We start from the raw sequence: 15222 nt of genomic DNA on the forward strand, positions 1-15222 counted from the left end.
CATGGCCAGGATGATGTGAGGCTTAGTCACGAACCGGCGGCGGTGCCAGCACGTCGCGCTGGCCGTTGCCGCCCGGGGCGCTGACGATGCCCTGGTTTTCCATCTGCTCGATGAGACGGGCCGCCCGGTTGTAACCGATCTTGAACTTGCGCTGGACGCTGGAGGTGGAGCCACGGCGGGATTCCACCACGAAGGCCACCGCCTCGTCGAACAGGGGATCGAGCTCTTCATCGCCGCCCCCGCCGAAGTCGCCACCGCCGCCCTCGCCGTCCGACTCGCCGGAGAGGATCTCGTCGATGTAATCCGGCTCGCCACGCAGTTTCCAGTCCGCCACCACCTTGTGTACCTCGTGGTCATCGACGAAGGCACCGTGGACACGGGTGGGGTTGGAGGTGCCGGCAGGCATGTAGAGCATGTCACCCATGCCGAGCAGGGATTCGGCGCCCCCCTGGTCCAGGATGGTGCGCGAATCGATCTTGCTCGACACCTGGAAGGAGATACGGGTCGGGATGTTGGCCTTGATGAGGCCGGTAATGACATCCACCGACGGACGCTGGGTCGCGAGGATAAGGTGAATACCGGCCGCCCGTGCCTTCTGGGCGATACGGGCGATCAGCTCTTCCACCTTCTTGCCGACGATCATCATCATGTCGGCGAACTCGTCCACCACCACCACGATGTGGGGCAGTTTTTCCAGCTCCGGCGGCATCTGATCCATGGAGTCGCCCGGACGCCACAGGGGGTCGACCAGGGGATCCCCCGCCTCGATGGCGGCCAGCACCTTGTCGTTGTACCCCTTGAGGTTGCGCACCCCGACCGCGGACATCAGCTTGTAGCGACGCTCCATCTCGCCTACGCACCAGCGCAGGGCGTTGGCGGCATCCTTCATGTCGGTGACCACCTCGGTCAGCAGGTGCGGAATGCCTTCGTAGACCGAGAGCTCCAGCATCTTGGGGTCGATCATGATGAAGCGCAGATCCTCGGGGGAGGATTTGTAGAGCATGGAGATGATCATGGTGTTCACCCCCACCGACTTGCCCGAGCCCGTGGTACCCGCCACCAGCAGGTGAGGCATCTTGGCAAGGTTCACCACCACGGGTTCCCCCGCGATGTCCTGACCCAGCCCCATGGTGAGCGGATTGCGGCTGGCCGCGAACGCCTCGCAGTCGAGGGTTTCCCGCAGGTAGACGGTCTGGCGTACCCGGTTGGGCAGCTCGATCCCGACGAACGTCTTGCCCGGGATCACTTCCACCACCCGTACGCTGCTGGCAGAGAGAGAACGGGCGAGATCCCGGGAAAGATTGGTGATCTTGCTCGCCTTCATGCCCGGCGCCAGGTCCAGTTCGAAGCGGGTAATGACGGGACCGGGATAGACGCCCACCACCTTGGCCTGCACGTTGTAATCGGCGAGCTTCGCCTCCACCAGCCGGCCCATGCGCTCCAGCTCGTCCTTGCTCATCATCTGGGTCTTGGCGGGCGGCCTGTCCAGCAGATCGATGCTCGGCAAAGGGGCCAGACCGGGCTGGGGACGGTGCTTGGCTTTCACCGGCGCCGCGGCAACGGGAGCATCGGGTTCGTCATCCCCCTCCGCCCAGGGCAAGTCGAGGTCATCTTCTTCCTGGCGCACGGCTGGACGCGGACGGCCATTGGCCACGCGCTTGCCCTTGGCGGCAGGCGCCGGAGCCTCGTCCTCTTCGTCGTCAAACTGCGGATCGAACTGGAAGGTGTCTTCGTCAAGCTCCGGCAGCCATTCGTCAGCTTTTGTCTTTGGAGCGCGATTCTTCGCCTTGGGGTTGCGTGTCCAGCTGCCGTGGGGGTCTTCGTCATCCTCTTCCTGATCGAAGCTGCCCACGCCCCCTTCCAGCAGGGGATCCGGCCCCTCATAGCGGGGCTGGCGCCAGCCACCGGTGAGCCAGCGGCCCAGGGTGGTGGGGAAATGGTAGATGGCGCTGACTGAGCCGGTGCAGGCGGCACCGATGCGCTCGACAATGGTGAGCCAGGACCAGCCGGTAAAGAGGGTGATGCCGGTCGCCACGAAGCAGAGCAGCATCAGGTTGGCCCCCACGCCGCCAAACAGCGGCACCACGGCGGAGGCGATCACATCCCCCACCAGGCCGCCGGCGGAAAAGTTCTGCAAGTCGTTGAAGTTCATGCTGGCGATGGCGGACATGCCGAGCACCGTCAGCACGAAGCCGATGATCCGTACCGACAGGGTGAGGTAATCCACTTCCAGCAGCTTGCTCGGGCGCCAGAACAGGCTCCAGCCAAGCAGCACCACCAGAGGGGGCACCAGATAGGAGAAGGCCCCGAAGGTAAACATGGTGATGTCGGCGAGCCAGGCACCGGCGCTGCCCGCGAGGTTCTTCACCTCCCCTTGCCAGGAGGTTTGCGACCAGCCGGGATCGGCGGGATGGTAGGTCAGCAGGGCAAGCAAAAGATAGGCAGCCATCAGGGTGATGGCGATCAAGACGGCCTCGAAGATCCGTTGTGTACCTGATAAAGGAGTAAACAGCTTTTTATCGGCCAAACTCCGGCTCCTTTGTGAAAACATGAATGCGGGGATAGGGGGCCTAGTATCCCTGAAAAGCCCACCGATTGTCAGCCAGTGCCTGAGGGCGGGCCTGAAACTCTCTATAAGAAGAAACGAGCGGACCGGCCGCTCGTTTCTGACTATCGTGACTCGTCATGGAACTTGCAAGTCACAGCACAACCCCGCTTATCGGGTGCTGATCACCAGACGACTGCTCTGTTTGACCTCTTCCATCACCACGTAGGTGCGGGTGTCGTTGACGCCCGGCAGACGCAGCAGGGTTTCACCCAGCAGGCGGCGGTAAGCGGACATGTCGCTGACGCGGGTCTTGAGCAGATAGTCGAAATCACCGGACACCAGATGACATTCCTGGATCTCTTCGAGCACCTGAACAGCCTTGTTGAACTGCTCGAACACATCGGGGGCGCCACGATTGAGGGTAATTTCCACGAACACCAGCAGAGACGCGTCCAGATAATGAGGGTTCAGAATGGCGGCATATCCTTCGATATACCCTTGTCGCTCCAGGCGACGAACCCGTTCCAGACACGGTGTGGGACTCAGGCCAACTCGTTTGGACAACTCAACGTTCGAAATCCTGCCATCCTTTTGCAGTTCATTCAGAATGTTGCGGTCAATCCTGTCCAAATCCTTTAGCCGACTCTTAGCTTCCATCATTTAATTCCATCCTTTGGCTATTTTTTGGTAAGAATCACCAGTCATTTTATAATAATGGTCACAAATCCTGTCAATACCTGAATATACTAGGCGCAAATGTCGCTTAACATCTAGGCAACATAAACCACCAATCGATAGACGAGGGATAGCATGATTATCGGTGTACCTAAGGAAATAAAAAACCATGAATATCGCGTAGGCATGGTTCCGGCCAGTGTACGTGAACTGACAGCACGAAACCATACTGTTTTCGTCCAAAGCGGCGCAGGAAATGGCATTGGGTTCAGTGACGCAGATTATCTGGCTGCCGGAGCCGAGATCCTGGCCTCCGCTGCCGAAGTTTTCGCCAAGGCGGAGATGATCGTCAAGGTCAAGGAACCCCAGGCAGTGGAACGGGCCATGCTGCGTCCCGGCCAGACCCTCTTTACCTATCTGCATCTGGCGCCGGACCAGGCCCAGACCCAGGATCTCATCGACAGTGGTGCCGTCTGCATCGCCTATGAAACCGTCACGGACGGTCGTGGCGGTCTGCCCCTGCTGGCCCCCATGTCGGAAGTGGCCGGACGCATGTCTATTCAGGCCGGAGCCCAGGCACTGGAGAAATCCCGTGGCGGCAGCGGCGTGCTGCTCGGCGGTGTGCCCGGTGTGGAACCGGCCAAGGTGGTGATCATCGGTGGTGGTGTGGTGGGCTCCAACGCAGCCCGCATGGCCGTCGGCCTGCGTGCCGACGTCACCATCCTCGACAACAACGTCGATACCCTGCGCCGTCTCGACAGCGAGTTCCAAGGGGCTGCCAAGGTGGTCTACTCCAACCGCGAGACCCTGGAGCGCCATCTGCTGGCGGCGGACCTGGTCATCGGCGGCGTGCTGGTGCCTGGCGCCACTGCGCCAAAACTTGTCAGCCGTGACCACATTGCTCGCATGAAACCCGGTGCAGCCATCGTGGACGTGGCCATCGACCAGGGCGGCTGTGTCGAGACCTCCCATGCCACCACCCATGAAGATCCCACCTTCATCGTCGACGAGGTGGTGCACTACTGCGTGGCCAACATGCCGGGTGCCGTGGCGCGGACCTCCACCGTGGCCCTGAACAACGCCACCCTCCCCTTCATCATCAAGCTGGCCGAACAGGGCTATCGCAACGCTCTGCTCGCCGATCCCCACCTGTTGCACGGCCTGAACGTGATGGCGGGCAAAATCACCTGCAAGGAGGTTGCCGTGGCCCACAACCTGGCTTACACGGATCCCCTGACCCTGCTGAACTGATCGCGTCCCTGCAAAGGGAGGTAGATGAGTGAAAATCCGCCCGCGATGGGCGGTTTTTTTTGGCCTGCCGTCCCCGGCTCACCCCTCTTGTTGGCGATTGCCCCAATCGATGCGCTGGCCTTTGACCACGGATCACGAATTACCTACAATCGCGCAAACTCATCACGTCTCGGAAATCACATCATGAGCCAAGTCACTCACAGCAAACTGCTGATCCTGGGATCCGGTCCGGCAGGTTACACTGCGGCCGTCTATGCCGCTCGCGCCAACCTCAATCCCCTGCTCATCACCGGCATGCAGCAAGGTGGTCAGCTGACCACCACCACCGAAGTGGAAAACTGGCCAGGGGACGCGGAAGGGCTGACCGGCCCGGCCCTGATGGAGCGCATGAAAGAGCATGCAGAGAAGTTCGATACCCGCATCCTCTTTGATCACATCAATGAAGTGACGCTGACCGAGCGTCCCTTCCGCCTCAAGGGCGACAACGGGGAATACACCTGCGATGCGCTGATCCTCGCCACCGGCGCCTCCGCCAAATACCTGGGTCTGCCCTCCGAAGAGGCCTTCAAGGGCCGCGGCGTCTCCGCCTGCGCCACCTGTGACGGCTTCTTCTACCGCAACCAGGAAGTGGCCGTGGTCGGTGGCGGCAACACCGCCGTGGAAGAGGCACTCTATCTGGCCAACATCGCCAAGAAGGTGCACCTCATTCATCGCCGCGACGAGTTCCGCGCCGAGAAGATCCTGATCAAGCGCCTCAACGACAAGGTCGAGAGCGGCAATATCGTCCTGCACACCCATCAGACCCTGGACGAAGTACTGGGTGACGACATGGGCGTCACCGGCGTGCGCCTGCGCAGCACCCGGGATGACACCACCTCCGAGCTGCCGCTGATGGGGGTCTTCATCGCCATCGGTCACCAGCCCAACACCCAGATCTTTGAAGGGCAGTTGGCCATGGAAAACGGCTATCTGAAGGTGCGTGGCGGACTGGAAGGGTTCGCAACCCAGACCAGCATCCCGGGCGTGTTCGCCGCCGGCGACGTGGCCGACCACGTCTACCGCCAGGCGATCACCTCCGCAGGAACCGGCTGCATGGCCGCCCTCGATGCAGAGCGATATCTGGACGCACAATAATCGGAAGGATATAAAGGGCATGCCAGTTGGCATGCCCTTTTTTATTGCAAGGAGCAGGATGAAACGAAAAATAATGATAGTGGAAGACAGCCTGACGGTACGCCGTATGCTGACCCAGGCCATTGCGCAGCAGACCGGGCTGGAAATCGACGCGTTCGATACCCTTGAAGGGGCTCGCGATTGCCATGGGGAAGATTATGTGGTCGCCCTGGTGGATCTCACCCTGCCGGACGCCCCCGGCGGAGAAGCTGTCAATGTGCTGAGGGAGCGTGGGCTGCCGGTGGTGATCCTGACGGCCGACATCAGCGAAGAGAAGCGGGAAGCCTGGCTGGAGGCCGGGGTGCTGGACTATGTGATGAAGGATTCACGTCACTCCCTGCAATATGCCGTCGGTCTGGTGCACCGCCTCTACCTCAACCAGGCCATCGAAGTCTTGGTGGTCGACGATTCACGCACCTCCCGTCACCGCACCGCGGCCCAGTTGCGCAAGCAGTTGTTGCAGGTGCACGAGGCCAATTCAGCACGCGATGCGCTGGCGCAGCTCGAGCAGCACCCCGCCATTCGCCTGATGCTGGTGGACTACTACATGCCGGAGATCGATGGCATCAGCCTGGTGCGAATGCTGCGCGAGCGCTACAGCAAGCAGCAGCTCGCCATCATCGGCATCTCGGTGTCGGACAAGCACGGCCTCTCGGCACGCTACCTCAAGCAAGGGGCGAATGATTTTCTCAATCAGCCCTTTGAACCCGAGGAGCTGCAGTGCCGGGTCAGCTACAACCTGGAGGCCCTTGAGCAGTTCAACAACATCCAGGAATCGGCCAACCGAGACTACCTGACCGGGCTTTACAACAGACGCTACTGGTTCAACGAGGGTCAAAAGTGGTTCGAGGAGCATCAGCGCCATCAGGCGCAGCTCTCCCTGTGCGTGCTCGATGTGGATCACTTCAAGCAGGTCAATGATCACTGGGGGCACGCCATCGGCGATCAGCTGCTCTGTCATCTGGCCAGGCTGCTCACCCAGTTCTTCCCGGATGCCATGATAGCCCGATTCGGTGGTGAAGAATTTGCCCTGATGGTGCCACACTGCCCCGTTCCCGTGCTGCTCAAGCGACTGGAAGGGCTTCGTCTGCAAATGCGTCAGCAACCGCTGTCGCGGGAGATATCGCTCTTTGTACGCGCCAGTTTCGGCGTCATCAATGTCGGGCGGCTCTCCATGGACGAGGCGCTGAGCGAGGCAGATCGCCAGTTGTATCAGGCAAAGAATACCGGGCGAGACAAGATAGTCTGTCAGGACGTCTGAGCAAGCATCAGCAGAGGCACTCCGTGTAGTACCGCCCGGCGCCCCTGTGTGGCGGCCGCCGGGTCAATCCCTTCTTCACCGTTCAATAGGTCTTGTCGACCCGCACCCCATCGCTGAAATAGAGGATGCGCACCTTGTCGCCCTGCGCAAAAACCATGGCCGGATCGTAATCCTGGATCACGTTGATGAGCCCGTTCTGCTCGTTGCGGATCAGCAGCTCCACCAGCTTGTTCTCCACCACGCTGCCCCCTGACTGAAACTGCTGCACCGCCGCCGCTCCCGCCAGTGCCCCGACCGCAGTGGCAATCTCCCGCCCGTGCCCACCGCCAAACTGGTTGCCGAGCAGCCCGCCAAGCACGGCCCCTCCCAGAGTTTTCCAGCCGGAATGCTCTGATTCCACCATCTGGCGCTGGGTGATGTTGCGCACCGCATCCACCTGGCCGAAGACCACCTGCTCCACCGGACGCGCCGTGTTGCGTTCATACACCGCACTCCAGGCCGGTGCCGTGACAAAGCCAAGCAAGCTGGATACTATCAGGATAATGGCCTTCATCTATGAACCTCTGCCTTATGTCTCGCTATCTTACCGAACTGGATGATGAGCTGTGCTGGTTTCCCTCCCCCAGCCATGCGCTGGAAGAGCCCAACGGGCTGCTCGCGATTGGGGGAGATCTCTCCCCCACTCGATTGCTGGCAGCTTACCACAGCGGGATCTTTCCGTGGAATGAACCCCATCAGCCACTGCTGTGGTGGTCACCGGATCCCAGGGGAGTCATCGTGCCCGAGGAACTCCACATCGGCCGCAGCCTGCAGAAGTGTTTGCGCCGCACCCCCTTCGAGATTTACATCAATCGCGCCTTTGATGACGTCATTGCAGCCTGCGCCGCCCCCCGTCGCACCGCCAGCGGCACCTGGATAAGTGCCCCCATGATCGACGCCTATCGGCGCCTTCATCGCCTCGGTCATGCCCACTCCATCGAGATCTGGCAGGATGATCAGTTGCAGGCAGGTCTCTATGGCCTCTCCCTGGGCCGACTCTTTTGTGGTGAATCCATGTTCAGCCGCATCGACAATGGCGCCAAACTGGCCATGGTGGCCCTCTGTCGCCACTTTGCAGGGCACGGCGGTGCCCTCATCGACTGCCAGATGCAAAACGACTTTCTGGCCACACTGGGCGTTCAGGAGTGGCCAAGGCAGCGCTTTCTGACCACCCTGGCCACCCTGACCCGGCAACCGTTGCAAGAGGGATGCTGGCAACCGAGGAGAATCAGCCTATGAGTGAAGAAGTGATCCTCAAGGTCGGGCTGACCCCCAGGCACCCGTGCAGCTACCTCGGTCACGAGCAGGAGCAGTTGCTGGTCCTGATGGACCATGAATTGCTCAACGCCGCCGGGTACGAACGGCTGCTGACGGCAGGATTCCGGCGCAGTGGCAACGACATCTATCGTCCTCACTGCCCCGCCTGCAGCGCCTGCCAATCCTTGCGCATACACAGTGAACGCTTCACCCCGAGCCGTGGGCAGAAACGCATCCGCCAGTTGAACCGAGATCTCGAACTCGTACTGAGCTATGACGACAAGCCCGAGTATTACCTGCTCTATGAACGCTATATCCGTGAGCGTCATCGGGATGGCAGCATGTATCCACCGAGCCGGACCCAATACAAGGGATTCCTGCACTGCGACTGGATGCCCCCCCTCTATCTGGAGATGCGCAAGGAGGGACGCCTCATCGGCGTGGCCACCACGGACCTGCTTCCCCACTCTCTGAGCGCCATGTACACCTTCTTCGACCCCGACTATGCCGATCGGTCGCTCGGCACCTTCGCCATCCTGAGCCAGTTGGAACTGGCCAGACGTACCGGTCGTCAGTGGCTCTATCTGGGGTATCTGGTGGAGGAGTGCCGCAAGATGAATTACAAGCGCCAATACCTGCCCCATGAGCTGCTGGTACAGGGCGAATGGAAAAAAATCGACACCAAGCCCGAGTAAACTTTACACATAGCCTTAAATCCGGCATGATCCAGCGGTTTTTTGTTGTGGCTTATCAAGAGGATTCAATGGCTAAAGAAGACAGTATTGAGATGCAGGGTACCATTCTCGAAACCTTGCCCAATACCATGTTCCGTGTGGAACTGGAAAATGGTCACGTGGTTATCGCTCATATTTCCGGCAAGATGCGCAAAAACTACATCCGTATCCTGACTGGGGACAAAGTAACGGTGGCTCTGACTCCGTACGATCTCTCCAAGGGACGTATTGTTTTCCGCTCTCGCTAAGCCAGGAATTCAGCAAAAAACCCCAGCCTCTCGGTTGGGGTTTTTTGTCATTTCCGGCCTTGCTCACAGTCAGTGAGAGACAGCTTCAACGTTGACCTGAAAATCAAAGCTGAGGCTGTTGTTCACCAGCTCGACCTTCACGATGCCGCCATCGACCAGGGAACCGAACAGGATCTCGTTGGCCAGGGGCTTCTTGAGGTGCTCCTGAATGACCCGGCCCATGGGTCTTGCCCCCATTGCCCTGTCATACCCTTTCTCTGCCAACCAGTGGCGCGCCTCTTCAGACACCTCCAGTGAAACGCCCTTGGCATCCAGCTGAACCTGCAACTCGACGATGAACTTGTCGACCACCTGATGGATCACTCTCATGTCGAGATGGTTGAACCAGATGGTGTGATCGAGCCGGTTGCGGAACTCCGGACTGAACGTCTTGTTGATCACCGCCATGGCATCGTGGCTCATGTCCTGCTGCTGGAAACCGATGGACTTGCGCTGGGTCTCCTGAACCCCTGCGTTGGTGGTCATCACCAGGATCACATTGCGAAAATCTGCCTTGCGCCCGTTGTTGTCCGTCAGGGTACCGTTGTCCATCACCTGCAGCAGCAGGTTGAAGACATCCGGGTGCGCCTTCTCGATCTCGTCAAGCAGCACGACGGAGTGCGGATGCTTGAGGACGGAGTCGGTCAACAGCCCTCCCTGCTCGAATCCCACGTAACCGGGAGGAGCCCCGATCAACCGGGACACGGTATGGCGTTCCATGTATTCCGACATGTCAAATCGCAATACTTCGACCCCGAGCGCCTTGCCCAGTTGCTGGGTCACTTCGGTCTTGCCCACCCCGGTCGGGCCGGCAAACAGGAAGCAGCCCACAGGTCGGCGTTCGTTGCCAAGCCCTGAACGTGACAACCGAATGGCATCGGTCAGCACCTCGATGGCCTTGTCCTGCCCGAACACCACCATCTTGAGATTACGCTCCAGATTCTTCAGCACCTCCTTGTCGGAGGAGGAGACAGATTTCTCGGGAATACGGGCAATCTTGGCAACAATGGCCTCGATTTCCGGCACATTGATCACTTTCTTGCGCTTGCTGACGGGCAAGAGGCGTTGCCCTGCACCCGCTTCGTCGATGACGTCGATGGCCTTGTCAGGCAGATGGCGATCATTGATGTACTTGGCGGAGAGCTCCACCGCCGCCCGGATCGCCTTGACGGTGTAACGCACGCCATGGTGAGACTCATAACGGCTCTTGAGTCCCATCAGAATGCGAGTGGTGTCGTCTACTGTGGGTTCGACGATGTCGATCTTCTGGAAGCGGCGAGCAAGGGCCCTGTCCTTCTCGAAGATCTGGGCATATTCCTGGTAGGTGGTGGAGCCCACGCAGCGCAGCAAACCATTGGAGAGCAGCGGCTTGATGAGGTTGGCCGCATCCAGCTGCCCACCGGAAGCCGCACCAGCGCCAATGATGGTGTGGATCTCGTCGATGAAGAGGATGGCCCCCTCCTGACGTTCGATCTGCTTGAGCAGCACCTTGAGGCGCTTCTCGAAGTCACCACGATACTTGGTGCCCGCCAGCAGGGAGCCCATGTCCAGGGAGTAGATGGTGCTACCCGCAATCACCTCGGGCACATCCCCCTTGACGATACGGTAGGCAAGCCCTTCGGCGATGGCGGTCTTGCCCACGCCGGCTTCCCCGACCAGCAAGGGGTTGTTCTTGCGGCGGCGGCACAATACCTGAATGGTGCGATTGAGCTCCTGATCACGGCCGATGAGCGGATCGATGCGCCCCTCCAGCACCAGCTGGTTGAGGTTGGTGGCAAAGCTTTCTATCTGGGCAGAGGATACCTCGTCATCAGATTCCGCATTGTTGCCACCACTCTCGGGCTTGTTGTCCTTGCGCACCCCGTGAGACAGGAAGTTCACCACATCCAGGCGGCTTATTTCGGCTTTTTTCAGGAAGTAGGCGGCCTGGGACTCTTGTTCGCTGAAGATGGCGACCAGGACATTGGCACCGCTCACCTCGGTATTGCCGGACGACTGGACATGGAAGACGGCACGTTGCAGCACGCGCTGGAAGCCCAGCGTCGGCTGGGTTTCCCTGTCTTCGTCGTCACGGGGGATGAGCGGAGTCGTTTGATTGATGAAGGCGCGGATCTCTTTGCGCATCTGTTCCACATCCGCACCACATGAACTCAGCGCCTCATGGGCTGAGCTGTTATCCAGCAGGGCCAACAACAGGTGCTCGACGGTCATGAATTCGTGGCGCTCGTCACGGGCCAGCTTGAAAGCCTCGTTCAGCGTCTTTTCTAGATCTTTGTTCAACATAGGCACCTCCCCTCAGTACAGCAACAATGCGGTGTCGTTATCGCCATCAAGTCATCAGATTCAAGCCTTTTCCATGGTACATAGCAGTGGATGTTCGTTGTTACGTGAATAGGTGTTGACCTGGACCACTTTGGTCTCGGCAATCTCGGCGGTAAATGTGCCGCAGACTCCCTTACCACTATAATGCACGCTCAGCATCACCTGAGTGGCCTTCTCCAGATCCATACCAAAGAACCTTTGCAGCACCTCCACCACGAACTCCATCGGTGTGTAGTCGTCGTTGTTCAGGACGACCTTGTACATAGGTGGCGGTTGCAGCTTCGTTTTCTCTGCTTCTGCAATCTCTTCATTAGCAAAGAGTTCTTTCTGCTTGCTCATAGTTGCGCTTTGGTACCTCTAGATTACTACCGTGTCGCTCAAGATTGTCAATAGACTTGTTAACCAGATCACATCGGTTGTTAACAACTTCTTGACTCGCTTAAAAGTTGGACTAGATTGGTTACTTGCTAATCGGCGCCCGTCTGCTACGGGGTCATGCCCTAGTTATATAAGGCTGGCGCAGGTTACTCAACGACTTCAGGGTAATCAATAAAAGGATGTAGATGTATGGCAACCGGAACAGTCAAGTGGTTCAACAACGCAAAAGGATTTGGGTTTATCTGTCCGGAAGGCGGTGGTGAAGACATCTTCGCTCACTACTCCACGATTCAAATGGAAGGTTACAAGACCTTGAAAGCAGGTCAGGCAGTCAACTTTGAACTGCAGCAGGGGCCGAAAGGAAATCATGCCTCTGTCATCGTGCCAAACGAAGCACAGAACATCTAAGAGTCAAACTGGATAAATTAAAAAGCGGCATCCCAAGGGATGCCGCTTTTTTATGGACAGGCACGAAGAGGGGAACAAGAAAGGCCAGGCCTTCCTTGTTCCCTGCTGCCGCTACCTCAGCGGGCCAGCAGGATGTTGAGCATGCGGCGCAGCGGCTCGGCGGCGCCCCACAGCAACTGGTCACCCACGGTGAAGGCGGCCAGGTACTCCGGACCCATATTGAGCTTGCGCAGACGACCCACCGGGATGCTGAGGGTGCCAGTAACGGCAGCCGGGGTCAGCTCGCGGGCGGTGATGTCGCGATCGTTGGGGATCACCTTGACCCAGTCGTTGTGGGCGGCCAGCAGGGCTTCGATCTCGGCCAAGGGCACATCTTTTTTCAGCTTGATGGTGAAGGCCTGGCTGTGGCAGCGCAGGGCCCCGATCCGCACGCACAGACCATCCACCGGGATAGCGGCGTTTTCGATACCGAGGATCTTGTTGGTCTCGGCCTGGCCCTTCCACTCTTCACGGCTCTGGCCGTTGTCGAGCTTGGTGTCGATCCAGGGAATGAGGCCACCGGCCAGCGGCACACCGAAATTGTCCACCGGCAGGGTGCCAGAGCGGGTCTTCTCGGTGATCTTGCGCTCGATGTCGAGGATGGCGGAGGCGGGATCCGCCAGCTCCACCGCCACTTCATCCCGCAGCATGCCCATCTGGGTGACCAGCTCGCGCATGTGGCGGGCACCACCACCGGAGGCCGCCTGATAGGTGGCCACGCTCACCCACTCCACCAGATCGGCCTTGAACAGGCCACCCAGGGCCAGCAGCATCAGGCTGACGGTGCAGTTGCCGCCAACGAAGGTCTTGATGCCGTTGTTCAGGGCATCCTCGATGACGTCGCCGTTGACCGGATCCAGGATGATGACCGCGTCCTTCTCCATGCGCAGGGAGGAGGCGGCGTCAATCCAGTAGCCCTGCCAGCCGGCGGCTTTCAGACGCGGATAAACATCCTTGGTGTAGTCGCCGCCCTGGGCGGTGATGATGACGTCCTGTGCGGCCAGCGCCTCGAGATCGAAGGCGTCCTGCAAGGTGCCGGCATCGACACCAAAATTGGGGGCGGCCTCACCGGCCTGGGAGGTGGTGAAGAAGGTGGGTTGAATGCGGGCAAAATCCTTCTCTTCCTGCATCCGGCTCATCAAGACCGAACCCACCATGCCACGCCAACCGACCAAACCTACTTTTTTCATAATGTCCTACCCTGGATAGCTGCTTATAGAAATCGTGTGTGGTACCCGTGACCCCTGCCTTGGCGCCAGCCGTTTACAAGGGATTCACAATATATGAGTTGCAAAAAATGCGTCTGTCCACATTACGGATTGTGACGGCGGGCGCAAGTCGAATTGCGCAATATTCTGTGCCATTCGCTGCAATATCCGTCGGCCTGGCCGACCTGCGGGCAGCCGGTTGGCATCCTGCCTCCAGTTGGGGCATCATTGAGACCGACCGGCAGCCCCGCTGCCCCTCGGGGACGGCCCCGAGGCCTCCTGATACGCAGGGACGACCCTGCTTCCTGCGGAATCTGCCTTATGTCCTGGTTGCTCCTGCTGTTGGCCGGCCTGTTCGAGGTCGCCTGGGCCATCGGCCTCAAATACACCGACGGTTTCAGCCGTCCCCTGCCCACCCTGCTGACCCTGATCGCCATGGGGGTGAGCGTGCTGCTGCTCGCCATGGCGGTCAAACAGCTGCCCCTTGGCACCGCCTATGCGGTCTGGACCGGCATCGGCGCGGTCGGCACCGTGCTGATGGGGATCTGGCTGTTCAACGAACCGGCCACCCTGGCCCGGGTGCTCTGCCTGCTGCTCATCATCGTCGGCATTCTGGGTCTGAAATTCATCGGTTAGGCGCGCTGAAAGGGCCGGGTACACCGGCCCCGACGTGGCAAGCTCCAGGGGGCGATGTCAGCCCGGCGTGTTGCTGTGTTCCTCTGCTTGCTGATGTGTTCGCAGGCGGTGAGTAAAGGCGGGTGGCACAGACGTGGCATGGCGAGCAAGATCCGCCCCATGACCGCCCGGGCGAGCATGGGGTGCCTCCTTTTATCTTTTCGTCTGCTCCTTCAATCACTCCACCAGCGTCTGCTCGATGCGGGCCCCAGGCATCATCTGCATGAGACCGGCAATCAGCCTGTCGCCGGCCTCCCACAAGGCCGTGCGCGGCATCGGCGGCAGACACTCCAGAATGAACCACATCCGGGGGGAAGAGAGGCTCAGGCGAGTGCGGATCCCCTGGCGCCAGTTCCAGCGGCGACAGGTGACGCCGAGATCGTCCCGCCACACCACCTCTCCGGGAGCCGGTGCCTCCTGGGTTGGCAGCCCTTCTTTGAGGGTGTCAAAGCATTCGCTGCCATCGGCAATCACCAGGCGCGGCGTCCCCACATAGGCCGCCAGATCCTCCCCGCCCACGGGAATGGCATACTCGATGCTAATGGCGTTGTAGAGATCCACCACGGGATCGATGGCGGGCAAGACGCCATCGCGCAGCACCCGCTTGCGCAGTGCCTGGGCCGAGCAGGGCGTGCGGGCAGGCTTGGCGCCAAACCCCTTGAACACCTGATCCCAGGCGGCCAGATGTTCAAGGGCCCAGGGGGCCTCGTCGGAGCCAAGGGCCGCACATGCCCGGGCCAGGGCCCGCTCCCCCACCAGGGTGTCAATCACGGGGGCGGCTTCCACCACGATGCTGAGGGCACAAAAGCCCGGCGCCAACCTGGCTATCTCGGGGTCGATACGGGGGATCATCGGGAACATTCAGCACTCCTGGTCAAGGTTCATCAAGACGGGGTGGCGGAACGGGCACGGACGTTCCCCTCTTTTCCTTACCCCGCCAGCGGTTGACGCCATGATAAAGGGCACA

At 59.9% G+C, this 15222-nt stretch carries 15 protein-coding genes; 8 read left to right on the forward strand and 7 right to left on the reverse strand.

The annotated features are described in order from the left end of the window. Nucleotides 1-22 precede the first annotated feature (22 nt). A complete protein-coding gene (locus HKD46_RS01425; RefSeq protein ID WP_171864797.1) occupies nt 23-2527 on the reverse strand; it encodes a DNA translocase FtsK in 2505 nt (834 codons plus the stop codon). 189 nt (nt 2528-2716) lie between these two features. After that, nucleotides 2717-3208 (reverse strand): leucine-responsive transcriptional regulator Lrp, encoded by a 492-nt coding sequence (gene lrp / locus HKD46_RS01430; RefSeq protein ID WP_005300047.1) that lies wholly within the window; start codon nt 3206-3208, stop codon nt 2717-2719. A gap of 150 nt (nt 3209-3358) precedes the next feature. On the opposite strand from lrp, the gene ald reads away from it, so the two are divergent. From ald to HKD46_RS01445, 3 genes are all read left to right on the forward strand, one after another. Then, nucleotides 3359-4474: an alanine dehydrogenase gene (gene ald, locus HKD46_RS01435; RefSeq protein WP_069651142.1), complete on the forward strand. Its 1116-nt coding sequence runs from the start codon at nt 3359-3361 to the stop codon at nt 4472-4474. A gap of 183 nt (nt 4475-4657) precedes the next feature. After that, nucleotides 4658-5608 carry a thioredoxin-disulfide reductase gene (gene trxB, locus HKD46_RS01440; protein WP_010674516.1) on the forward strand — a complete coding sequence of 317 codons (951 nt, stop codon included), beginning with the start codon at nt 4658-4660 and terminating at the stop codon, nt 5606-5608. Between the two features lie 58 nt (nt 5609-5666). After that, a complete protein-coding gene (locus HKD46_RS01445) occupies nt 5667-6908 on the forward strand; it encodes a diguanylate cyclase (RefSeq protein WP_171864798.1) in 1242 nt (413 codons plus the stop codon). An 82-nt stretch (nt 6909-6990) separates the two neighbouring features. Here the strand turns inward: HKD46_RS01445 and HKD46_RS01450 are convergent, their stop codons facing one another. Then, nucleotides 6991-7461 (reverse strand): glycine zipper 2TM domain-containing protein, encoded by a 471-nt coding sequence (locus tag HKD46_RS01450; RefSeq protein WP_041211363.1) that lies wholly within the window; start codon nt 7459-7461, stop codon nt 6991-6993. A gap of 17 nt (nt 7462-7478) precedes the next feature. Between HKD46_RS01450 and aat the strand changes: the two genes are divergently transcribed. From aat to infA, 3 genes are all read left to right on the forward strand, one after another. Beyond that, a complete protein-coding gene (gene aat / locus HKD46_RS01455; protein ID WP_029314435.1) occupies nt 7479-8186 on the forward strand; it encodes a leucyl/phenylalanyl-tRNA--protein transferase in 708 nt (235 codons plus the stop codon). After that, nucleotides 8183-8899, forward strand: a complete 717-nt coding sequence (locus HKD46_RS01460; protein WP_171864799.1) for an arginyltransferase — start codon at nt 8183-8185, stop codon at nt 8897-8899. The genes aat and HKD46_RS01460 overlap by 4 nt, the downstream gene beginning before the upstream one ends. Nucleotides 8900-8967: 68 nt before the next feature. Continuing rightward, nucleotides 8968-9186, forward strand: a complete 219-nt coding sequence (gene infA / locus HKD46_RS01465) for a translation initiation factor IF-1 (RefSeq protein ID WP_005300033.1) — start codon at nt 8968-8970, stop codon at nt 9184-9186. A gap of 69 nt (nt 9187-9255) precedes the next feature. Here the strand turns inward: infA and clpA are convergent, their stop codons facing one another. Both clpA and clpS read right to left on the reverse strand, forming a co-directional pair. Continuing rightward, a complete protein-coding gene (gene clpA / locus HKD46_RS01470) occupies nt 9256-11508 on the reverse strand; it encodes an ATP-dependent Clp protease ATP-binding subunit ClpA (protein WP_128273140.1) in 2253 nt (750 codons plus the stop codon). 60 nt (nt 11509-11568) lie between these two features. Further along, nucleotides 11569-11886 carry an ATP-dependent Clp protease adapter ClpS gene (gene clpS, locus HKD46_RS01475; RefSeq protein WP_005325410.1) on the reverse strand — a complete coding sequence of 106 codons (318 nt, stop codon included), beginning with the start codon at nt 11884-11886 and terminating at the stop codon, nt 11569-11571. A gap of 228 nt (nt 11887-12114) precedes the next feature. Between clpS and cspD the strand changes: the two genes are divergently transcribed. Further along, the gene (gene cspD, locus HKD46_RS01480; protein WP_010674510.1) at nt 12115-12333 is read left to right on the forward strand and encodes a cold shock-like protein CspD; all 219 of its coding nucleotides are present in this window, start codon (nt 12115-12117) and stop codon (nt 12331-12333) included. 116 nt (nt 12334-12449) lie between these two features. Here the strand turns inward: cspD and asd are convergent, their stop codons facing one another. Beyond that, nucleotides 12450-13562 (reverse strand): aspartate-semialdehyde dehydrogenase, encoded by a 1113-nt coding sequence (gene asd, locus HKD46_RS01485; RefSeq protein WP_042016283.1) that lies wholly within the window; start codon nt 13560-13562, stop codon nt 12450-12452. Between the two features lie 339 nt (nt 13563-13901). On the opposite strand from asd, the gene sugE reads away from it, so the two are divergent. Beyond that, nucleotides 13902-14216: a quaternary ammonium compound efflux SMR transporter SugE gene (sugE, locus tag HKD46_RS01490; protein ID WP_039039004.1), complete on the forward strand. Its 315-nt coding sequence runs from the start codon at nt 13902-13904 to the stop codon at nt 14214-14216. Nucleotides 14217-14432: 216 nt separating this feature from the next. Here sugE and HKD46_RS01495 read toward each other — a convergent pair whose 3' ends face one another. Then, nucleotides 14433-15116 (reverse strand): B3/4 domain-containing protein, encoded by a 684-nt coding sequence (locus HKD46_RS01495; RefSeq protein ID WP_171864800.1) that lies wholly within the window; start codon nt 15114-15116, stop codon nt 14433-14435. Nucleotides 15117-15222: the final 106 nt, after the last annotated feature.

This window comes from Aeromonas sp. TW 6, from assembly GCF_013168745.1.
GTDB lineage: Bacteria > Pseudomonadota > Gammaproteobacteria > Enterobacterales > Aeromonadaceae > Aeromonas > Aeromonas caviae.

Excerpts from the sequence above, each read along its gene's own strand:
- cspD (WP_010674510.1), top strand. The coding sequence starts at position 12,115 with ATGGCAACCGGAACAGTCAAGTGGTTCAACAACGCAAAAGGATTTGGG.
- HKD46_RS01445 (WP_171864798.1), top strand. The coding sequence starts at position 5,667 with ATGAAACGAAAAATAATGATAGTGGAAGACAGCCTGACGGTACGCCGT.
- ald (WP_069651142.1), top strand. The coding sequence starts at position 3,359 with ATGATTATCGGTGTACCTAAGGAAATAAAAAACCATGAATATCGCGTA.
- HKD46_RS01495 (WP_171864800.1), bottom strand. The coding sequence starts at position 15,116 with ATGTTCCCGATGATCCCCCGTATCGACCCCGAGATAGCCAGGTTGGCG.
- HKD46_RS01450 (WP_041211363.1), bottom strand. The coding sequence starts at position 7,461 with ATGAAGGCCATTATCCTGATAGTATCCAGCTTGCTTGGCTTTGTCACG.
- sugE (WP_039039004.1), top strand. The coding sequence starts at position 13,902 with ATGTCCTGGTTGCTCCTGCTGTTGGCCGGCCTGTTCGAGGTCGCCTGG.
- asd (WP_042016283.1), bottom strand. The coding sequence starts at position 13,562 with ATGAAAAAAGTAGGTTTGGTCGGTTGGCGTGGCATGGTGGGTTCGGTC.
- infA (WP_005300033.1), top strand. The coding sequence starts at position 8,968 with ATGGCTAAAGAAGACAGTATTGAGATGCAGGGTACCATTCTCGAAACC.
- HKD46_RS01460 (WP_171864799.1), top strand. The coding sequence starts at position 8,183 with ATGAGTGAAGAAGTGATCCTCAAGGTCGGGCTGACCCCCAGGCACCCG.
- aat (WP_029314435.1), top strand. The coding sequence starts at position 7,479 with ATGTCTCGCTATCTTACCGAACTGGATGATGAGCTGTGCTGGTTTCCC.
- lrp (WP_005300047.1), bottom strand. The coding sequence starts at position 3,208 with ATGATGGAAGCTAAGAGTCGGCTAAAGGATTTGGACAGGATTGACCGC.
- trxB (WP_010674516.1), top strand. The coding sequence starts at position 4,658 with ATGAGCCAAGTCACTCACAGCAAACTGCTGATCCTGGGATCCGGTCCG.
- clpA (WP_128273140.1), bottom strand. The coding sequence starts at position 11,508 with ATGTTGAACAAAGATCTAGAAAAGACGCTGAACGAGGCTTTCAAGCTG.
- clpS (WP_005325410.1), bottom strand. The coding sequence starts at position 11,886 with ATGAGCAAGCAGAAAGAACTCTTTGCTAATGAAGAGATTGCAGAAGCA.